Here is a 21,659-nt window from a genome sequence, read left to right as displayed (position 1 = left end):
TAACCGTCTACGCCTTCTCGCGAATTGGTTAACTCAACCGATTATCAAAGTTCATGGCCATGGTTTAAAAGAATTTCACGTTTTCCCACATGGTTGGCCGGACCGACTATGCCTTCAGCTTCCATGCGTTCAACCAGTGTTGCTGCCTTGTTATAGCCGATACTCAAACGGCGCTGGATGTAAGATGTTGAACATTTCTTGTCGCGCATAACCACTTTGACAGCTTGCAAGTAAAGTTCTTCCATATTTTCTCCGGCGCTGCCGGCAGCCACAATGTCCGCAATGGAATCGGCGTCCTCGATGGTTTCTTCTTCGTCTTCACCATCCGTCACTGTTGCAAGATAGTCGGGCGTGCCTTGTGTCTTCAGATGAGCCACAACATGTTCGACTTCCTCATCGGAAACAAAGGGGCCGTGAACACGGACAATCCGGCCACCACCCACCATGTGGAGCATATCGCCCTGCCCCAGCAATGTCTCTGCACCTTGTTCGCCAAGTATCGTGCGGCTATCAATCTTGGAGGTAACCTGAAATGAAATGCGGGTTGGAAAATTCGCCTTGATTGTGCCGGTAATCACATCAACCGAAGGGCGTTGTGTTGCCATGATAAGGTGAATTCCCGCAGCACGCGCCATTTGTGCCAAGCGCTGGATTGCACCTTCGATTTCTTTGCCTGCAACCATCATCAGGTCGGCCATTTCGTCAACAATAATGACGATATAAGGAAGACGCGTAAGATCCATTGCCTCTTCATGATAAAGCATTTCGCCGGTTTCCTTGTCAAAACCGGATTGGACACGACAGGTAATTGTTTCGCCTTTTTCTGCTGCCGCACTGACACGCTGGTTGAAGCCGTCAATATTGCGCACGCCGAGTTTTGCCATTTTGCGATAACGATCTTCCATTTCACGCACCGCCCATTTCAATGCCGTCACAGCCTTTTTGGGATCGGTAACAACCGGGGTTAGAAGATGCGGTATGCCGTCATAGATAGACAGTTCAAGCATCTTGGGATCAACCATGATGAGGCGGCATTGCTCCGGCTTCAAACGATAAAGCAAAGACAAAATCATGGCGTTGATTGCCACCGATTTACCCGAACCCGTAGTACCGGCAACAAGCAGATGCGGCATTTTTGCAAGTTCTGCGATAACCGGTTCACCACCAATATTTTTACCTAATGCAAGCGGCAGCTTGTAATTGCTATCCTGAAATGTCTTCGACTGGATAATCTCGCGTAAATAAACGGTCTCGCGCACTTTATTCGGCAATTCTATGCCGATAACATTGCGACCCGGAATAACCGCTACACGTGCGGAAATCGCCGACATCGAACGGGCAATATCGTCAGAAAGACCGATAACGCGCGATGATTTGACACCGGCTGCCGGCTCGAACTCATACATGGTGACAACCGGCCCCGGACGGACATGAATGATTTCGCCTTTGATACCGAAATCTTCCAGCACACTTTCAAGAAGTCCGGCACTGCGTTCAAGTGTTTCCTGAGAAATCACCGCACCATCTTTATGTTCCGGCTCCTGCAAAAGGTCGATTGAAGGAAAAATGTATGAATCGTCGCTTTGGGATTTGGGGCTCGGAATAAAAGCCGGATTGAGCGTGCGAAATGGTGCAGAAATCGTCGCTTTTGTTGCAGTTGGCGTAATTGTTGCATTTTGCGCGGTTGTTGCGGTTTGCGCAGTTGTTGCAATTGGTGCAACAGCTTGCGTTTTTTCCTTTTGTTCAGGAGCCTTTTCTTCTCCGCTATGTTGAGGTGCTATGGCCTGTGGAAGTGCTGCAGCGGACTGGATGTCGGCTGTTTTTACCGGTTCTATATCCTCGATAATTCCGGCAGATGGAGCAACCGAATTTTCCTGTCCCGCAGAGGAAACAGAAACCGAATTTTGCGATGCCGCTTGAGACACTGTGCCGCCAACGGATTTACTCGTTTGTGCGTCACCGGCCGTATTTTCGGTATTCTTCTCGGCACCGGCATTTTCAATCACCACTTGCCCCTGATTATTGAAGGTAGTGACAACAGAATTGTCAGGCAATGGTGTTATCACTTGCAGAACAGGCGTTTCAGTCAGTCGGGGAGTGATTGCCGGACTAACACTTGATAACGATACACTTTCTGTTACCGCTGTCTGATTGATGATTGATTGAGGTGCCGCGTCAACAATAACGGCATTGGTATTTTCCACGCCCGCCGCTTCCGATGTTTCCGGTGCTTGAACCGTCGCATCATTTGCTACCGGAGCTGAAGCCCCTGATTCAGTACTTGTCGGTTGAACTATGTCCGGTGTCGCCACTTGCTGTTCAATTTTTTCTTCAACCTTTTCCGTTGGCTTTTCCGGACCATTTCCACTCTTTTTCGGGAAACGGCATTCCAGCACCCGATAAAGATCGGCAATAGATTTTTCTTCAACCTTGGCGGCGCTTTTTTCTTCGGTTGTATTACCCGTCATCAAAGTCGAAGCGACTGGCGGTAATTGGGACGCACCCGACGTGAGCGACCCATCAAGTGACATTTTTTGTACAGTCACAACGGGCTTCTTTTCGACTGCTACAGAGTTTGCATCTGTTTCGGGCGCAGTCATGTTCAAGCTTGTTTCCGGAACAATAGTGTTTGCACTTGCAAGCGGCGTTTCAACCGGCTGCGGCTCGCTTTCATTTTGCGGCGTAAGTTTTGCCAGATTTTCAAGAATGTCCGGCCCGCATTCAAAAAATGCCGAATCGGAAAGATAAAACGGCTTGATATCGGCAGGCTTATTAATTTCAGATGCCGGTTTTTCCACCTCGACCGCCGCTTCTTGCATAGAAGTTTCATTCCGGATTTGAGGAGCGCCACTATTTTGAGGGCGTGTGTAAACAGATTTGACGCTATAATTCTGTTCGATATTTTTGCGTTTGACAGAAGCAATCACCTCGTCTTGCAAGGAGCGAACTTGTGCCTGTCCTTGCGGCAAGGGCGTGGTTCCAGCAAGTGTCACCAGTTCTTTATTTTCCGGAGCATTTTCTTTCAAGGCCACGTTTTCACGCTTTTGCTTTTGTTCGAGCTCGAAAGCTTTCAATTTCTCCGCAAAATCGGGATCATTTTCAACCCGTTTGCGCACAAGTTCGACTTCCGGCGTGCGTGTAAAACGTACATTCTGTCCGAGGGCAAAAGCTTTTTTCCATATGGTGGGATATTGCGTTTGTGATTGTGCGCTAGCCACCGCTTCTTCTGGCTTTGCAGTGGCGCCGGAAACGGGCTTGGCAACAGGATTTAAAGAGACCGGATTTGTTTTCAGATTACGCATGGCACTCAAACTAGATTGCGGCAATTTTTAAAGATTGCCTCTTAACAAAACTCATCTTTTCAACGTTAAAGTGCGAAAGTTAATAACCTTTTGCCAAAGTCGCTTTATCAACAAAAAAACCACCGGAACGGATATTCCGGTGGTGATGAATAGATCTGCTATAAATAACAATAATTGCCGGCTTTCAGCCGATTGTCATCAGGCTTGCATTGCCGCCGGCTGCGGCGGTATTCACCGAAGTTGAAACTTCTTCGCTAAGATAACCGAGGTTATAGGGCAATTCTGCTGATGTAAGCTCCTCGCTTGCTGCCGCTTGTGTGAGAATGATAGGCCCTGAAAGGGCTGCTATAATTTTCTGTTTTTCGATAATGCTGTTTTCATCGCCTTCTATGAGCGCACCCGCATAAGGACCATCGGCGTTCAGATTTTCTGACCATTTGACGTTCCGAGCAAGCTGTTTTGGCAAATCCGAAAGCGAATTTTGCAATTTGCAAGTTGCGTCAATCACGGCAATATTGCCGGTTGCAAATGTCGCGGCAAGCTGCCGGTAAAGCCCGCTTTTCGTTTGCGGAAAAAGGAGAATTTTTCCACGGCTGTGAAGGGAATAAACATTGCTTTCCCCCACCGGCCCCGGCAAATTGATGGCGACGCCAAGCGATGACTTGCCGTTTAATGATTTTGCAAAGGCTGCATCGGATAATTCTCCGTTTTTTTGAAGCCAATTCAAAAAACTGTCGATAAGCTCATTTTTTCTTGGCCCAACAGAAAATTGCAGGTCGGGAGCCTGTTTGACGAGGCGGCCGATATATAAAGGCCCACCGGCTTTGGGACCTGTTCCGGATAATCCCCTTCCGCCAAATGGTTGGGAGCCGACAACCGCGCCGATAATATTGCGGTTGATATAGATATTGCCAACCCGAATATGGCTTGAAACATAATCGACAAAATCATCCAGTCTTGTATGAAGCCCGAAGGTGAGACCATATCCGGTTGCATTGATTTCGTTGATAAGCTTTTCAATATCTTTGCGTTTATAACGCACAACATGCAAAACCGGGCCGAAGACTTCACGCTTCAATTCGCCAATCGAATCGATCTCGATAAGAGTGGGGCTTACATATGTTCCCTCTTTTGCAATATCGGGAAGCGGAGTTTGTGTTACTTTATGCCCCATAGCGCGCATTGTTTCGATATGCGTTTCGATATTATCCTTGGTTTCTTCGGTAATAACCGCACCAATATCGGTATCGATGAAATCTGTGCGCCCGATACGCAATTCCTGCATTGCGCCTTTAAGCATGTCCAGAATGCGGTCAGCCACCTCTTCCTGTAAACACAAAACCCGCAAAGCCGAACAACGCTGGCCTGCACTATCAAAAGCCGAGGCAATAACATCGCCTACAACCTGTTCGGCAAGTGCTGACGAATCGACAATCATCGCATTCTGCCCGCCGGTTTCGGCAATGATCGGAATGGGTTTCTTATTCTTGTTGAGGCGGGTTGAAAGCTCTTTCTGGATGAGCCGCGCAACTTCGGTCGAGCCGGTAAACATAACACCTGAAGTCGCTTTCTCGCCAATGAGTGCCGCACCGATTTGTCCATCTCCCGGACACAATTGTAAAACGTCCTCCGGGATTCCCGCTTCATGCAATATGCGCACGCCTTCAGCAGCAATAAGCGGTGTTTGTTCTGCCGGTTTTGCCAAAACGGTATTGCCCGCCGCCAATGCAGCCGATAATTGACCGATAAAAATCGACAACGGGAAATTCCACGGGCTGATACAAACAATCGGTCCCAACGGTTCTTCATTGCCTTTAAAAGTCTTACGCACCTCTCCGGCATAAAAGCGCAAGAAATCAATGGCCTCCCTCACTTCGGCAATAGAATTCGGAATGGATTTTCCGGCTTCCCGTGCCGCAAGTGCTAGAAGTAAAGGCATGCGCGCTTGCATAAGATCGGCCGCTTTTTCAAGAATCTCCGAGCGCGACTGATGTGAAGTCTTTGCCCATGATGAAAACGCTTTTTCAGCGGTCGCAACCATTTTGCGCGTTTCACTTTCATCAATCTCGATAACTTCGCCCACTTTGTCGCGATGGTCTCCGGGATTTAAAATTTGACGTGATTTTGCGCCCTTTCCAACATTCGCCGGTGCTGCTTTCCAGTCTGTTGCCGAACTTTTTTGAAAATCTTCAGTGAGTTCCGCAAGCACTGTTTCGTTCGATAAATCATATCCATCGGAATTGCGACGGTCTTTTCCGAAAAGATCGGCAGGTGAAGCAATTTTATCATGTTGGGCACCGGGAACGGGCATATTACGCACCACATCAACCGGATCAACAACAAGTTCATCAACCGATATAGACTTGTCGGTAATGCGATTGACAAAAGAAGAATTGGCACCGTTTTCCAACAACCGCCGTACCAGATAAGCAAGCAAGGTTTCATGTGTTCCGACCGGTGCATAAAGGCGTGCCGGACGCTGCATTTTATCTTTGCCTACAACCTCGTCATAAAGTGGTTCGCCCATGCCGTGGAGACACTGGAACTCGAATTGTTCGACAGTGTACTTATCAGGCCCTGCCAGATGATAGATCGTTGCCATGGTTTGCGCGTTATGCGTTGCAAATTGCGGGAAAACGGCATCAGGAGCCGAAAGAAGTTTTCGGGCATTGGCAACATAGGAAACATCTGTATAAACTTTACGCGTATAGACGGGGAAACTTTCAAGCCCGTCAACCTGTGCGCGCTTGATTTCAGCATCCCAATAGGCACCTTTGACAAGGCGCACCATCAAACGATGGTGACTGCGGCGGGCAAGATCAATGAGATAATCAAGCACAAAGGGGCAGCGACGACCGTAAGCTTGCACAACAAAGCCGATACCGTTCCACCCGTCAAGATCAGGATCGAAACAAAGGCTATCCATGATATCAAGTGAAAGCTCGAGCCGGTCGGCTTCCTCGGCATCTATATTAAGCCCGATATTGTAATTTTTACAAAGCAAAGCCAATTGTTTGACGCGCGGCATGAGTTCGCCCATGACACGGTCGGCCTGAGAACGGAAATAACGGGGATGAAGTGCAGAAAGCTTAATGGAAATACCGGGCCCCTCATAGACGCCACGTCCATTCGAGGCTTTACCGATGGCATGAATTGCCATCTCGTAGTCACGATAATAGCGATCGGCATCGTCAGCCGTTGTAGCGGCTTCCCCCAACATGTCATAGGAATAACGAAACCCGCGTGCTTCCAGTGGTTTCGAGCGCTCGAGCGCTTCTTCAATGGTTTCGCCGCGCACAAATTGCTCGCCCATCATGCGCATGGCCATATCCATTCCTTTGCGGATAACCGGCTCGCCACAGCGCGCGATAAGACCAGTCAAAGAGGAAGACAGTTCTCCTTCCCTGACACTCGCTGATAATTTGCCGGTCACCACAAGTCCCCAGGTTGCGGCATTGACGAAAAGCGATTTTCCACCGCCCAAATGCGCTTTCCAGTCACCACCCGCCACTTTGTCGCGAATGAGGGCATCACGGGTTGCTTTGTCGGGTATGCGCAACAGTGCTTCTGCCAGACACATAAGTGCCACACCTTCATGCGACGACAAAGAATATTCATGAACCAGACCTTCAACGCCATTACCCTTATATTTTGCCCGCATCGTTTCAATGAGATGGCGCGCAGTAGCTGCAATGTCTTTTTTGGTTTTCTCGTCAATTGTTGCTGCCTCGAGAAGCGGCTTCAGACATTCGGTTTCCGTACGGCGATAGGCTGCGGTGATTTTTTTGCGAAGTTCGCTCTGCTTGGAGATGGGAGGCGCAAATTCGGCAAACGGCTTTTGTGTTCTGGTCATGATTTCATTCCACTCTGGATAAGATTTATTGAACTTGGAAAATTTTGAAAAAATGCTTTTAAAGCTTGTTATGCAGCGATCATAGCACCGGCTATAGTTTACTTCTTGCACAAAAAAATGTATTTTCTAGTGTTTTTTCTTGTTTTAAGCCTGAGTATTAGGATTTTTTACATCAATGGAAGAAAAAAATAGCGAAATCGACCGCATCGATAATCGTATTATTGATGCACTTGTTGAAAATGGCCGTATGTCTATTACCGAGCTTTCCGAGAAAGTCGGCCTTTCAAAAACACCTTGCCAATTACGTTTAAAAAAGCTTGTCAATGAAGGCTATATCACCGGTTTTCGTGCCGTGCTCAACCCTGCAAAAATGGGACTTGAACATATCGCTTTTGCGGAAGTGAAACTTTCCGACACAAGAGAAGAAGCTTTGCGGGCTTTCAATGCTGCCGTGAAAAAAATACGGGAAGTGGAAGAATGCCACATGATTGCAAGCTCGTTCGACTATCTTTTGAAAGTGCGAACCAGTGACATCAAGCGTTACCGTATCGTTCTTGGCGAAAAAATTTCGACCTTGCCCTATGTCGCGAGTACATCGACCTTCGTAGTTATGCAAAATGTTGTAGATGCCGGTTTCAGGCGTTAATCGATATACCGGAAACCTTTAGCACCTGCCCTTTATACGTCAGCTTCTTCAATATGAGGTTTGGAGCTCAAAAGCCGGTCAATTGACCATAAAGCGAAACGGCCATATTTCTCAATCAATTCAACTTCGGATGCTGGTCAACAAGATTTTGCCGTTGTTCCTCGAGATCGGAGATTTTGTTTTCAATCTCGTTGACCTGATCTTCAATATAATCGAAATGTTCCTGCAACACTTCTTTTGCTTCGGTTTTGGACGAAGCAACCGGTGTTGCGTCTTTTAGCGGACGATTGGCCGTTTCCGGCATTTTGACGGCTGCGATAAAGCCGAAAATAGCAACCACCATGAGATAATAGGCCGGCATATAAAGAGATTGCAAAGTTTCAACAAGCCAGGCTGCAATAGGCGGTGTAAGACCGGCAATCAACACTGCAATATTAAAGCAGATCGCAAGTGTTCTGAAACGTACATCAGTCGGGAAAAGTGCCGGAAGGATAGAGGCCATAACACCGATGAAACAACAAAGAAGAACAGCGAGAATGGCAATTCCCCCTGCGATCATAAATACATTGTGGTGCATGACCATATAAAAAGCGGGAATAGCGAGAAAGAATTGACCGACAGAACCGATGAACAAAAACGGTTTGCGACCGATTTTATCGCTTAAAAAACCGACAAGTGGTTGCACCAGAAGCATGAAAGCCATGACAACAATGATAATAAGAACACCATGGTCATAACTATAGCCGAGATTGACGGATAAAAAGTTCGGCATATAAGTGAGCAACATATAATAGGTCGAATTCACCGCAATCACCAACAGACAACTGATAACAATGCCGTTGAGGTTTTCCTTGATGATGGTACCGACAGATGTCGTCTCGACTTTTTCCTGTGCTTCCTCCTCGGCCGAATTGTTGTTTTGTGCCTCGTAAGTGGGCGATTCATCTAACGATTTTCTTAAATAAAGGCCGACCAACCCCAGCGGCAGTGAAATAAAGAAGGGGATACGCCAGCCCCAATTGCCCATTGCATCCTGCCCGATCACAAGAGAAATCGTCGACACCACCAAAGCACCGACAAGAAAACCGGCAATAGAACCGAAATCGAGCCAGCTTGCCATAAAGCCGCGCTTCCTGTCCGGTGAATATTCGCTGACGAAAACCACCGCACCGGCATATTCACCACCAACGGAAAGTCCCTGAATGATTTTAGCGAGAAGCAGCAAAAGTGGCGCGAATATCCCGATTGTCGAGTAAGAGGGAATGAGGCCAATAGCAAATGTGCTTGCCGACATCAAAATGATTGTAAAGGAAAGAATGTTTTTGCGACCATATTTGTCGCCGAGATAACCGAAAATGGCGCCGCCCATCGGCCTGAACAAAAACGGGATGGAAAAAGTGGCGAGGGATGCAATCAATTGAACCGATTGGGGAGCGGAAGCAAAAAACGTGTGTCCGATAATGACTGCCAGAAAACCGTAGACACTGAAATCAAACCACTCTATGGCATTTCCAAGACCGGCTGCGCAGATAACTTTTCGCAACTCTTTGTTTCCGACAATCGGAATATCTTTGACAGTAAGTGGTTGTTGTGTCGTTTCTGACATATGTTCTTCCTTATTCCTGATATGTCTTTTGAATAAAAAGGCCCACCCTTTTCGCGCCCCCGTTCTTTTTGAGCAAAAGCTCCTTTTCGAGCCAAAGACATACCCCTTCATTGAAGCGCGTTAAGACGCGACGATGAAGGTCGTTTCATACCAAATTCTCACGATGCCGAGGTTTGCCCTTTCTTTAAAAAAGACAATCAAGTCTTGCTTCCATCAAATCCCGCGGTAAACATAACCGGAAATTAGATAAAGGGCTAAAGACGGTTGAATAATTGCCCACAACAACGATAATGACCATCTTGAAAATTAGGGCCAGATCAATAACCGTCAACCAAAATCACATATATGAGGGGTTCAGTATAGATAATTTAATCAAAAATAACAAGTCGAGCATTAAGATGGAACTTATGATGTGGATATGTCTTTTCAACTTGAAGCTGTAAAAAAGCAATCTCTGTCGGTCGTCATCTTATGATTAAGAATTTTGTTTTATACTTTAACGCAGTTGATTTTAATGATGATTGAGCCATGGAAGAACTGATCTATATATTGCCATTCGATCTGCACGGGATCGAGATCGTCGTTACAATTCTTATTGTAGCACTGGTCTTGTTTTCTATTGTCATGCGGCTTTTGAAAGTTCCGCAAAAACTTATGGTGATCGCCACCGGTGCTCTTGCAATGGCTGCTTATATGGCGTTCCAGACTGATGGCCCCAGTCCGGTCCAACCCCTGATAAATCTCGCTCAACGTCAAAAACAACTTGACCGGCAATTCGAACAAACACCATTGAAATTCGAAAATGTGACACTCACCAGTGTCAAGGTACGTGCCCATTCACTTACACTTAACGTGAAAAACAACACTCCATTGGCCGAAGGATCCACAAAAGACGATCTCGAGGCTTATGCCAATTCTTATCTGAATAAAAATCTCGTAAAATATTGTGGAATACTCAAGGCCGAACAAGCGTTGCCTTATCGCAAAACCAATCAGCAATATTTTGATTTGACGATCAAATCCTATTACATCACCTTTATTGATGGGGATAAAAAGGCCAAAATGGAAATTCCCGTATCAAGCTGCGAGGATAAACCGGTTAAAAACTCCGAACCCGATAAATCTGAAAGTCCTGAACCCGATAAATCTGAAAGCGTGGAACCAGATAAATAAAAAACTTTTGCAAAACTATCGCCGATAAAAGTCGAAAAACGGGCTTTGCAAAACGGACCTCTTTAGAAAACCGCCCGACTTATCAGACTGTTTGGAGCTTGCCTGATTTTTGTTACTGCAATACCGCTTTTGCTGATTTTGTCGTACGCTAGCTTGAAAAACCGGACAATGATACTTTTAACAGATGTGATCGCTCTTTAAATAATTGAGACGATCGTAATTTTGAAAAACCTTTTTGCACCAAAGTCCGGTTCTAATATTTTTCCAATGACAAAAAGTTTTGCCAATAAAAACGTCTTATGACTTTGGATAGGGTGAAAACAGGTATAAAATACCCAAGCGAGGACTTAAAGGGATAAACTATGTTAGATAAACGCAAATTCTATATAAATGGCGCCTGGGTTGCGCCTGTCGAGGCACACGACCTTAATGTGATTGATCCATCAACTGAAGAAGTTTGTGGTGTTATCAGCAATGGCACGTCAAAAGACGTCGATCATGCAGTTGCAGCTGCAAAAGCAGCCTTTGAGGGATGGAAGCATACCGACCCGCAAAAGCGTTTAACCTTTGTTGAAAAAATATTGGCCATCTACAATCAGCGCAGGGGTGAAATTGCGAAGGCTATTTCAACCGAAATGGGCGCCCCGATTGATATGGCTGTAGAACAACAGGCTGCCGCTGGTGGACGCCATATTGAAACTTTCATTGATAGCTTTTTGCATTTTTCTTTCCAGAGCGAACTTGTCAAAGGTCATAAAGATAGTGCGCTTCAATATGAGCCGATTGGAGTTGTAGGTCTCATTACGCCATGGAACTGGCCGATGAACCAGATTACATTGAAGGTCATTCCGGCATTGCTTGCCGGTTGTACCATGGTTTTGAAGCCTTCCGAAATTGCTCCGCTTTCTGCATCTTTATTCGCCGATATTATTGATCAGGCTGGTCTGCCGAAGGGTGTGTTCAACCTTGTCAATGGTGATGGTGCGGGTGTTGGAACATGTCTTTCCGGTCATCCGGACATTGCCATGATAAGCTTTACCGGCTCCACCCGCGCAGGTAAGGCAATTTCCAAAAATGCAGCAGAAACACTAAAACGTGTGGGGCTCGAGCTTGGAGGCAAAGGAGCCAATCTGGTTTTCGCCGATGCCCGTGAAGATGCTGTCAAATGGAGTGTTTTAAGATGCTTCAATAATAGCGGCCAGAGTTGCAATGCACCAACCCGCATGTTTGTCGAGCGTTCGATTTATGAAAAAGCCAAAAAAATAGCAAAAGAAGTTGCCAATAATGTCAAACTCGCTGTGGCAAACGAACATGGAAACCATCTCGGCCCCGTTGTATCAAAAGCCCAATTCGATAAAATTGAGGGCCTTATCCAATCGGGCATCGACGAAGGTGCAACACTTCTTGCCGGTGGAACGGGTCTGCCAGAAGGTATCAATCATGGCTATTTTGTCCGGCCGACTGTTTTTGCCGATGTCAAACCGGGCATGAGAATTTTCCGCGAGGAAATTTTCGGACCGGTTCTGTCGATGATTCCTTTTGATAGTGAAGAAGAAGCCATAGCAATGGCCAATGACACGAACTATGGCTTGACCAACTATGTCCAATCCGAAGACAAGGAAAAGTGCCACCGCGTTGCAACGGCATTGCGTTCCGGCATGGTTGAAGTCAACGGTTTAAGCTTGCCGAAGGGAAGCTATTTCGGTGGCGTCAAATATTCAGGCCATGCCCGTGAAGGTGGTATCTGGGGAATCAAGGAATTTCTTGATACAAAAGCCATTTCCGAATGGTAAAATCCGAATGATAAAATAAGGTTACCCTTTCCGGCAAAAAGCCATTTACTTTTTGCCGGAAATGCAAATTTCCGACTTTTGCAAATAGGCAGGATGGAAGTTGATCAGACTGGTAAGTGATGACACAGCCAAAGGTCAACGCGTCGATTAAGGGCTGGCAAAGAATTGTCCGGAAATGTCGTGTTCGCGTCTTCAGGCTCTTGAGGATTTCATTTGTGAAGGCCAGTTGAAAATAAATCAACTTGTTATACGCAAACCGAAAACGCGGTTGAAAATTGGCTGTTCAATTAAAGTTTTTTGCCGGAACCGGTTGCAGCACGCCCCGAAGGGTATGCAATAGGCCTTGATATCCTTTATAAAAATGATGATTTTATAGTTATCAACAAACCGGCAGGCCTTGTGGTCTATTCCGGCAATGATAACGAGACGGTTCAGTCAACGCCGTGATCTGCTCCTCCGTTTTTTCCTCCCGATATTGGCCTCTTTGAAAGACCTTTGGCTTATAAGAATATTGAAAGCTTGCCGGATTTTTATTGTTTCAACACGGCTTTCGTGTGTCTTACCTTATTGCGACTTTTTTTAAAAAAATAAACGACAACACTTTAATACCTAGGATCACTTTTTAAATAAGAGGGGCAATCGTATTTTTAAAAAAGCCGTTTGCACGGAAATTCCGGTTCTTCCAACTTTTTGAACGACAAAAAGTTTTTCCAATATGGATGTCTATGGCTTCGGGAAAAAGGAAAACCGATATAAAATTGCCCTGCGTGGGCTTAAAGGGATAAATATGTTAGATAAACGCAAATTCTATATAAATGGTGCCTGGGTTGAGCCAGTCGAGGCACATGACCTCAAAGTAATTGATCCGTCGACGGAAGAAGCTTGTGCTGTCATCAGCAATGGCACGTCAAAAGATGTCGATCGCGCCGTTGCAGCTGCAAAAGCAGCCTTTGAGGGATGGAAGCATACCGACCCGCAAAAGCGTTTAATCTTTGTTGAAAAAATATTGGACATCTATAACCAGCGCAGAGGTGAAATGGCAAAAGCTATTTCAACAGAAATGGGTGCCCCCATTGATATGGCCTTGGAACAACAAGTCGGAGGTGGTGCTTACTTTATCGAAGGCTTTATTGATAGCTTTAAACATTTTTCTTTTAAGACAGAACTTGTCAAAGGTCGCAAGGATAGTGCGCTACAATATGAACCGGTCGGCGTCGTCGGTCTCATTACGCCATGGAACTGGCCAATGAACCTGATCAACCTGAAGGTTATTCCGGCATTGCTTACCGGTTGCACGATGGTTTTGAAGCCTTCTGAAATTGCTCCGCTTTCCGGTCTCTTATATGCCGATATTATTGATGAGGCGGGTCTTCCCAAGGGGGTGTTCAACCTTGTCAATGGTGATGGCGCCGGTGTTGGAACATGTCTTTCCGGCCATCCCGATATTGCAATGATAAGTTTTACCGGTTCTACCGGCGTTGGCAAAGCAATTTCCAAAAATGCTTCGGACACATTAAAACATGTTGATCTGGAGCTTGGTGGTAAAGGAGCCAATCTGGTTTTCGCCGATGCCCGTGAAGATGCTATCAAATGGAGCGTTCTGGCCTGCTTCAACAATAGCGGCCAGAGTTGCAATGCACCGACCCGCATGTTTGTCGAGCGTTCAATTTATGAAAAAGCCAAGAAAATTGCGAAAGACGTAGCAAATAATGTCAAACTTGCTGTTGCGAGCGAACACGGAAACCATTTGGGACCGGTTGTATCAAAAGCCCAATTTGACAAGATCCAAGGCCTTATCCAATCGGGTATCGACGAAGGCGCAACACTTGTTGCCGGTGGTACCGGCTTGGCTGACGGTTTCAAGCGCGGCTATTTTGTCCGCCCGACCGTTTTTGCCGATGTCAAACCGGATATGAGAATTTTCCGTCAGGAAATTTTCGGGCCGGTTCTGTCGATGATTCCTTTTGACAGTGAAGAAGAAGCCATTGCAATGGCCAATGACACGGATTATGGACTGACCAACTATGTCCAATCCGGAGACAAGGAAAAATGCCACCGCGTTGCAACGGCCTTGCGTTCCGGTATGGTCGAAGTTAACGGTAAGAGCTTGCCGAAGGAAAGCTTCTTCGGTGGTGTCAAATATTCCGGCCATGCCCGTGAAGGTAGTATCTGGGGAATCAAGCAATTTCTTGATACAAAAGCCATCTCCGAATGGTAAGATAATGATTATCCGTCTCCGGCAAGGGGAACATTCCCTTTGCCGAAGCGGCTCAATTTCGTAAACTTTAAACTTCAATAGGGCTTCATTTGATCAGACTGGTAAGTGATGACACGGCTAAAGGTCAACGCGTCGATCAATGGCTGGCAAAGAATTGTCCCGAAATGTCGCGCTCGCGTCTTCAGGCACTCATTCGTGAAGGGCAGTTGAAAATAAATCAACTTGTTATACGCGAACCAAAAACCCGCTTGAAAATTGGCGATTCAATTGAAGTTTTTCTGCCGGAACCGGTTGCTGCACGCCCCGAAGGGGAAGCAATAGACCTTGAAATTCTCTATGAAGATGATGATCTTATAGTTATCAACAAACCGGTAGGCCTTGTTGTCCACCCCGGCAATGGCAACGAAACGGGTACAATGGTCAATGCCCTGATCTACCACTGCGGTTCTTCGCTTTCGGGCATAGGGGGCGTAAAGCGTCCGGGAATTGTGCACCGTCTCGACAAAGATACAAGCGGGGTTATGGTTGTTGCAAAAAATGACCATGCACATAATGTTTTAAGCCGACAATTTGCTGATCACGGTCGACAAGGTCCTCTCGAACGCAGCTATCAGGCTGTGGTGTGGGGTGCCTTTGCGCAAAAGGCTGGTGTGGTTGACACCTATCTGGGACGTTCTTCGCGTGATCGTACAAAAAGATCCGTTGTTTCGCCCACCCAGATGGATGCGCGCCATGCCGTGACACATTACCGACTATTGGAATCTTTCGGGGAAACGAATGAAAAGGAAGCGATTGCAAGTCTGATTGAATGCCGATTGGAAACAGGACGTACACACCAGATCCGTGTGCATATGGCTCACATCGGTCATCCGCTTGTCGGCGATCAGGTCTATGGCAATGCTTTTAAAACAAAAGCCAATATGTTACCCGATGACTTAAAAGCAATTGTCAGTGCATTTCCGCATCAAGCTCTTCATGCTGCGACACTTGTCTTTGAACATCCGTCTACCGGAAAAATCATGCGCTTTACGAGTAGCCTGCCAACTGATATGCTCAATCTTATCGGGGCATTTCGGAAATTTAGGTGAAACTATTTTGGCTTTGGCGGGTTTGTTTGATTGAACGTCAACCGGACGGATGCTTGTTTCTTAAAAAGGCCATATAGACGGTGTAATATGCTTGTTACATCCTGTACGAAAAGGATATTTTTCGTTTTCGCCTTTAATGGGAGAACGCGCTAAAGGAGGGTGCTTTATGGCCCAGACAAATTTACCATCAGTTGCTAACGGTGATGGGGGACTTACCCGCTATCTGGAAGAGATACGCCGGTTTCCTATGCTGGAGCCACAGGAAGAATATATGCTTGCAAAACGTTATCGCGAGCATAATGACCCGAAGGCAGCACATAAACTCGTTACAAGTCATTTAAGGCTCGTTGCAAAAATTGCAATGGGTTATCGTGGCTATGGTCTGCCGATCGGTGAAGTTATTTCCGAGGGAAATGTCGGCCTGATGCAGGCTGTCAAACGTTTTGAACCGGAACGCGGCTTCAGGCTTGCAACTTATGCCATGTGGTGGATCAAAGCGTCCATTCAGGAATATGTTTTGCGCTCGTGGAGCCTTGTAAAAATGGGCACCACTGCCAATCAGAAGCGGCTGTTTTTTAACTTGAGAAAAGTCAAAAGCAAAATTCAGGCTTTGGATGACGGCGACCTTAACCCCGAACAGGTCAAGGAAATTGCGACCCGTCTTAATGTCAGTGAAGAAGACGTCATTTCGATGAACCGGCGCTTATCGGGCGACACATCACTCAATGCGCCGATCCGTGCGAGTGAAGGTGAAAGTGGTGAATGGCAAGATTGGCTGGTTGATGATTCAAGCAGTCAGGAACAGCTACTGATTGAAGAAGACGAGCTTGAAAATCGCCGTGCCATGCTTGAACAGGCAATGGAAGGTTTAAATGATCGCGAAAAACGCATTTTCAAAGCACGCCGTCTCTCGGAAGATCCGGTGACACTTGAAGAACTTTCAACCGAATTCGGCATCAGTCGTGAACGTGTTCGCCAAATTGAAGTGCGCGCATTCGAAAAAGTACAGAATGCCGTGAAAGCTGCTGCAATCGCGCAAAAGCGTGCATTGCTTCCGACAACGCCCAAGAAACTTGCACCTGCGGCAACCAAATAAACATAACCGGAAAGCATTCCGGTTATTGGCGACAGTTTATCGGATAACGAAGATTTTTCTTGATGCAGCGGAAAAACTCCGAACAAAACCCAAAAAAAGCAAAAGGCTCGAAAGGGCCTTTTTTATTTTTCATTGTTCCGCTCCGGCTTGTTGAAAATTTTACCCGACACAATGAATTTATATGAATATTCGGGAATTTATACGAAAGTTTGGACGTTGATATGAAAGCCTGCTTCTTTCATGCAATTTCCGGAATTCCCTGAAATGCCGGTATTTGTTCAACGCGTTTGATTGACTGATATTTTGATCTCTCGCATATTGGTAACGCAATTATTCCGACCTTCTTTTTCACAGATTGGATCAGTAGCCTGGTCAATTTGCATTCCGGCATTTGGTGGTTTTTTGAGTAAACAATGAGCGGAAATTTCAATCAGGTAGCATTTTAACCGCTACCGTTTTTCATGCATATATTTTCCACCCTTCCTCCGTCAACGAGATAAAAAAGGAGTTAGGCGTTCCCTTTTACGGCAAGGTTGTTCTTACCGGATACGGCTTCACATGCCACGCTTTCCGCACTCATTAATAATAAATATGGAAAAGTCCAACAGCGTTATTTCGAATTCGGCAATCTAATTTTTGCGATCAAACTGTTATTCGGTATCTTCTTCACCTGTATCAGTTGATTGATCGCCATCGGGCGCTGTTTGTCCATCACCTTTCGGCGCGTCAGCGGCTCCCGATTCACCAGTACTTGGTTCCGCGGCATCGGAATCCGGTTGGGCACCTGTTGTCGGGGACTGATTTATGCCGTTTACTTCAGCATTATCTTCGCTTTGCCCCTGAGCTTGCGGATTATCAGTTGTAACGCCATTTTCGTTGCTTTGTGCTGTCGGATTATTTGCATTGCTACCATCGGAACTCTGCTTCTCATCATAGAGCGTCGGTTTGTTGTTTTGATTGAGCCAACTATCGATCACTTGATTGAAGATAGCCTCACCATTCGGGCCTTTTGAAAAGGTCAATTCCGAAACACGTTTATTTTTATCGGTGATGACAAGACGGATCCATCCCAATTGTTTCATGAGCTGAAGATTACGATCACGGAAAGGATTGGCTCCACTTAATGCAAAGAGGAAGAAATCATCATCAATTTTCGCTTCGACTGTTCCGGTCAACTGTTGACCGGGAGCCTGCTCGCTATCCTTGAATGTCAGCTCGTGAACATTATCAATCGCTTTACCTTCAAAATCGTCGGGAACAATAAAAATTGCCTCGATAAGATAGGCTGCCGGCAATGATGGATCGGTATTGCGTCGAAGTGTCAACCTCAGCGACAATTTTTCGTCAGGAATTGTCACGTTACCACGCACCGCAATTTCTTCCGGATGCTGTGCAGTGGCTTTATCTTTAACCACCGACCATTGAACCGAACCGGTTTCGACTTTTTCATCCTGTTGATCGGTGCGTGCCTGATAGAATGTTGCTTCTCCCGGTTGTTCTTGGGGATTTGCAGCTCCGGTTGTTCCGGCTGAAGTTGACGTCCCTTCACCGGGTTTGATTGCCGTTTTTGCAGGCCCTTCGTCAACTTCGCTACCATCAGCCAGAAGGCGCTGGGTAAATTTTTCTTTCGGTTGCTCGTTTGCATTGCTCTCCGCAATGTGGTTTTCCGCTTCATGCGACTTGTTTTTTCCTGAAAGAAAACTCCAGGCTGTCAACAAAACACCCACTACAACGATGACCACGACCGCACTTGATAAACCGATTACAATTGCCCGTTTTCTCGCAGCACGGCGTTCTGTCCGTTTGGCAGCCTGCACAAAAATATCGGAAACGATGTCATAATCGCCGGTTTGCTGGTTGTTTCCCAAGGCCTTTGCCGACTGCTGTTCTTTTTCAGCTTGTTCTTTCTCGGCTTCCTTTTCCGCAGCGATAATGTCTTCCATATTGACCGGCTCGGCGTCCGGCACTTTTTTTACATTCGTAGAATTGGTCGAAAAAGCATCGTCCGACTTGAGCGTTGCTTCATCACCATTACTGGTAGTGGCAAATGTTTTATTCTCGCCTAAAAAATTACGGGAAGAAGCCGTTGCCCTTTTGCCTAGATCATTGCTTGGAGTTGAGTCATCTCGTTTCGTTTCTCCAGAAAGCAAACTTCTATTTTCTCCAAGACCGCTTGCAACACCCTGATAGTCTGTTGGTGAAGTTTGCTGCCCGTCATGCTGTTCACCAGCTTTTCTTTGCACGTCGTCGGCGTTATCTTGCGGATGAATAGAAGATGGTGTCCGGGCCTCGATATGCTCCGATTCCTGATGATTTTGTGGAGAGGCAAATGGACGAAATGCTTCGCCAGCAGGCGCCGGTTTTTCTTCAGCCGGTTTTCTTACCATAATGGTAGAAAGCAATTCCTGTTCAACCGCGACATAGTCGGCTTCAACACTTTTGATCGCCTCATCAAGCGCGTTCAATTGTGCCGCTGCCACATTTTCGGGAACATTGGTTTCGGCAAGTTTCCGCTCGACAGTTTCACGCGCGCGAGCATAAACCCGTGCCCGCAATTGTGGTGTCGGATTATTCTGGGCATCGATAGTTTTTTTTAATAACCCTGCGAAATTCGCCATCGGTTTCTTTACTTTCTAAATATCCACAACAACCGGCAGGCCTTTATTCTGCCGGTTACTTCAGATTGTTGACCGATATTGTTCTTGAACAACCTTTTCCGGTAAGTTTATCCCTCATAAAAAATAGATATAGTCTAACAAAACAATCGTCAAATTTTACTCTATCCCGGGATAAGTTGGCGGCCATTTGCCGCCACACACTTCAAACCTGTCTTATCTGTCTTCAAACGGGTCGGTTACAAGAATAGTGTCGAGACGCTCGGGGCTGGTTGAAAGAAGCGCCACAGGTGCGCCGATCAATTCTTCGATATGACGGACATATTTAACCGCCTTGGCCGGCAAATCAGCCCAGCTTCTGGCACCCGCGGTGGTTGCTTTCCAGCCTTCCATGGTTTCATAAATCGGCTTCAAGCGTGCCTGAGCCCCCATGGATGACGGCATATAGTCGATCTTTTTACCGTCAAGTTCATAGCCGACACACAATTTGATTTCATCCAGTCCGTCAAGAACATCAAGTTTGGTTAAAGCAATACCGTTAATGCCGCAAACAGCAATCATCTGGCGCAGCAAAACCGCATCAAACCAACCACAACGGCGTTTGCGTCCGGTTACAACGCCATATTCGTGTCCATGTGTGCCAAGATATTCACCCGCTTCGTTTTTCTGTTCGGTCGGAAACGGTCCCTCACCAACGCGTGTTGTGTAAGCCTTGGCGATACCCAGAACATAATTGATTGCACCCGGCCCCATACCTGATCCTGTCGCAGCCTGACCGGCAATTGTATTGGAAGAGGTGACATAAGGATAAGTGCCGAAATCATTATCAAGAAGTGCACCTTGTGCACCTTCAAAAAGAATTCGAGAACCGGCACGGCGCTGTTCATCGAGCAATTTCCATGTGCGGTCCATAAAGGGAAGAATATCGCCTGCAACTTCCATGAGCTCGTCATAAAGTGTTTTTGGATCAATCTCCGGCTTCCCCATACCGCGACGGAGCGGATTGTGGTGGGCAAGCAAACGTTCAATTTTCGCCATCAAAGTATCGGGTTCCGCAAGATCCATGACACGGATTGAACGACGGCCGACTTTGTCTTCATAGGCCGGCCCTATTCCCCGCTTGGTCGTGCCGATTTTAAGACTTGATGTGGCATCTTCCCGGGCTGCATCAAGATCCCGATGAAGAGAAAGAATAAGCGGTGCGTTTTCTGCTATACGCAAATTTTCCGGTGTAATAGTAATTCCTTGCCCTCTGAGCTTTTTCAGCTCTTCCACAAAGTGGTGCGGATCAACAACAACACCATTGCCGATGACAGAAAGTTTACCCCGAACAACGCCGGATGGCAAAAGTGACAATTTGTAGCTTGTTCCATCTATAACCAATGTATGTCCGGCGTTGTGTCCGCCTTGATAACGTACAACAACATCTGCACGCTCGGATAACCAGTCAACAATCTTGCCTTTTCCTTCGTCGCCCCATTGTGCGCCGACAACCACTACATTGGCCATAATCTTCTCCGTCCTATTTGAAGGTTTTTAACCTTCCTTCAGAAATAAACGGCTTTCTTATACCCAACTATAGTTTCGAGTGCGACTCTTCTTTTAGCCTTTTACGCCGAAATTTTTGAACTTTTACACCAAAAACAAGCTCGAAAACAATCAATCAAAAAGGCCGAGCAATGGGAAAAAGCTTAAAAAAATGGTCACCCTCCTCAACATTTTTCGAACGATCTCCCTTTTTCTATCTCCTGAACGATAAAGTGCTTTTCTACAACCGCAACAAGCAGATTAAACATTGCGATTTTAAAAAAATAGGCGATGGCCATTTAGACCAAAGTTGCCAAGTGCCCTGCACACCTTAAAAATTTCGACTCTGATTTTGCCGCCATGGAACAACGGTTAACAGGCTTATTTGCATTTTATCGGATTTAAAACCGATAAAGAAGTTTTGCATTTAAAATATGAACTATTCTTTCATTCTTTTTAAATCGATTTAAATCCACCCTGCGGAAACTTGCGTGATTCTCTCTTCACTTGTTTCGTATTGGTACATTATTTTCTGAAAGTGCGATTTTATTATCAAAAATTTTTGAAAAGACACTTTTCCCCTTGTTTCGACGCGAGCCATATTTTGCATTGTTCAACAATTTTAAAAGATTGTAGGATATGTGCAATTTTTAAAGTTATCCTCTTGAAAACATTTTATTTTTCTGATTCTAAAAGGTGAATTTCTAGCCTTGATAAAAGTCAAAATTAAAAACAGCAAAAG

12 protein-coding genes are annotated in these 21,659 nt (G+C 46.1%); 7 read left to right on the top strand and 5 right to left on the bottom strand.

The genetic code is table 11. From position 1 onward, the window contains the following. Positions 1-44: 44 nt before the first annotated feature. The gene (locus tag H3V12_RS11215; protein ID WP_246787557.1) at positions 45-3,326 is read right to left on the bottom strand and encodes a DNA translocase FtsK; all 3,282 of its coding nucleotides are present in this window, start codon (positions 3,324-3,326) and stop codon (positions 45-47) included. A gap of 160 nt (positions 3,327-3,486) precedes the next feature. Beyond that, positions 3,487-7,155 (bottom strand): trifunctional transcriptional regulator/proline dehydrogenase/L-glutamate gamma-semialdehyde dehydrogenase, encoded by a 3,669-nt coding sequence (putA, locus tag H3V12_RS10275; RefSeq protein WP_198214589.1) that lies wholly within the window; start codon positions 7,153-7,155, stop codon positions 3,487-3,489. A gap of 175 nt (positions 7,156-7,330) precedes the next feature. Between putA and H3V12_RS10270 the strand changes: the two genes are divergently transcribed. Continuing rightward, on the top strand, positions 7,331-7,801 hold the full coding sequence (locus H3V12_RS10270; protein ID WP_198214588.1) for an Lrp/AsnC ligand binding domain-containing protein: 471 nt from the start codon (positions 7,331-7,333) through the stop codon (positions 7,799-7,801). Positions 7,802-7,916: 115 nt separating this feature from the next. Here H3V12_RS10270 and proP read toward each other — a convergent pair whose 3' ends face one another. Continuing rightward, on the bottom strand, positions 7,917-9,407 hold the full coding sequence (gene proP, locus H3V12_RS10265; protein WP_198214587.1) for a glycine betaine/L-proline transporter ProP: 1,491 nt from the start codon (positions 9,405-9,407) through the stop codon (positions 7,917-7,919). Between the two features lie 528 nt (positions 9,408-9,935). On the opposite strand from proP, the gene H3V12_RS10260 reads away from it, so the two are divergent. The 6 genes from H3V12_RS10260 (at position 9,936) to rpoH (ending at position 16,775) form a co-directional block, all read left to right on the top strand. Next, positions 9,936-10,580, top strand: coding sequence for a hypothetical protein (locus tag H3V12_RS10260; RefSeq protein WP_198214586.1), 645 nt, complete (start codon positions 9,936-9,938; stop codon positions 10,578-10,580). Between the two features lie 362 nt (positions 10,581-10,942). After that, a complete protein-coding gene (locus tag H3V12_RS10255; protein ID WP_198214585.1) occupies positions 10,943-12,373 on the top strand; it encodes an aldehyde dehydrogenase family protein in 1,431 nt (476 codons plus the stop codon). Between the two features lie 297 nt (positions 12,374-12,670). Continuing rightward, a complete protein-coding gene (locus H3V12_RS10250; protein ID WP_198214584.1) occupies positions 12,671-12,820 on the top strand; it encodes a hypothetical protein in 150 nt (49 codons plus the stop codon). Positions 12,821-13,160: 340 nt separating this feature from the next. Beyond that, positions 13,161-14,591: an aldehyde dehydrogenase family protein gene (locus tag H3V12_RS10245; protein WP_198214583.1), complete on the top strand. Its 1,431-nt coding sequence runs from the start codon at positions 13,161-13,163 to the stop codon at positions 14,589-14,591. Between the two features lie 89 nt (positions 14,592-14,680). Then, positions 14,681-15,679, top strand: a complete 999-nt coding sequence (locus tag H3V12_RS10240) for an RluA family pseudouridine synthase (RefSeq protein WP_198214582.1) — start codon at positions 14,681-14,683, stop codon at positions 15,677-15,679. Between the two features lie 166 nt (positions 15,680-15,845). Continuing rightward, positions 15,846-16,775 carry an RNA polymerase sigma factor RpoH gene (gene rpoH / locus H3V12_RS10235; protein WP_075869878.1) on the top strand — a complete coding sequence of 310 codons (930 nt, stop codon included), beginning with the start codon at positions 15,846-15,848 and terminating at the stop codon, positions 16,773-16,775. Between the two features lie 650 nt (positions 16,776-17,425). On the opposite strand, the gene H3V12_RS10230 is transcribed toward rpoH, so the two are convergent. Next, on the bottom strand, positions 17,426-19,393 hold the full coding sequence (locus H3V12_RS10230) for a hypothetical protein (RefSeq protein ID WP_198214581.1): 1,968 nt from the start codon (positions 19,391-19,393) through the stop codon (positions 17,426-17,428). Positions 19,394-19,606: 213 nt separating this feature from the next. After that, the gene (locus H3V12_RS10225; RefSeq protein WP_075869246.1) at positions 19,607-20,899 is read right to left on the bottom strand and encodes an adenylosuccinate synthase; all 1,293 of its coding nucleotides are present in this window, start codon (positions 20,897-20,899) and stop codon (positions 19,607-19,609) included. Between the last annotated feature and the right edge of the window lie 760 nt (positions 20,900-21,659).

It is taken from the genome of Bartonella sp. W8167 (assembly GCF_016100335.1).
GTDB lineage: Bacteria > Pseudomonadota > Alphaproteobacteria > Rhizobiales > Rhizobiaceae > Bartonella > Bartonella apis.
This window is presented reverse-complemented; position numbering and strand designations above follow the sequence as displayed.

Bases quoted from the DNA above. Each gene is read 5' to 3' on its own strand.
- putA (WP_198214589.1), bottom strand. From the start codon at position 7,155: ATGACCAGAACACAAAAGCCGTTTGCCGAATTTGCGCCTCCCATCTCC.
- H3V12_RS10270 (WP_198214588.1), top strand. From the start codon at position 7,331: ATGGAAGAAAAAAATAGCGAAATCGACCGCATCGATAATCGTATTATT.
- proP (WP_198214587.1), bottom strand. From the start codon at position 9,407: ATGTCAGAAACGACACAACAACCACTTACTGTCAAAGATATTCCGATT.
- H3V12_RS10260 (WP_198214586.1), top strand. From the start codon at position 9,936: ATGGAAGAACTGATCTATATATTGCCATTCGATCTGCACGGGATCGAG.
- H3V12_RS10255 (WP_198214585.1), top strand. From the start codon at position 10,943: ATGTTAGATAAACGCAAATTCTATATAAATGGCGCCTGGGTTGCGCCT.
- H3V12_RS10245 (WP_198214583.1), top strand. From the start codon at position 13,161: ATGTTAGATAAACGCAAATTCTATATAAATGGTGCCTGGGTTGAGCCA.
- rpoH (WP_075869878.1), top strand. From the start codon at position 15,846: ATGGCCCAGACAAATTTACCATCAGTTGCTAACGGTGATGGGGGACTT.
- H3V12_RS10230 (WP_198214581.1), bottom strand. From the start codon at position 19,393: ATGGCGAATTTCGCAGGGTTATTAAAAAAAACTATCGATGCCCAGAAT.
- H3V12_RS10225 (WP_075869246.1), bottom strand. From the start codon at position 20,899: ATGGCCAATGTAGTGGTTGTCGGCGCACAATGGGGCGACGAAGGAAAA.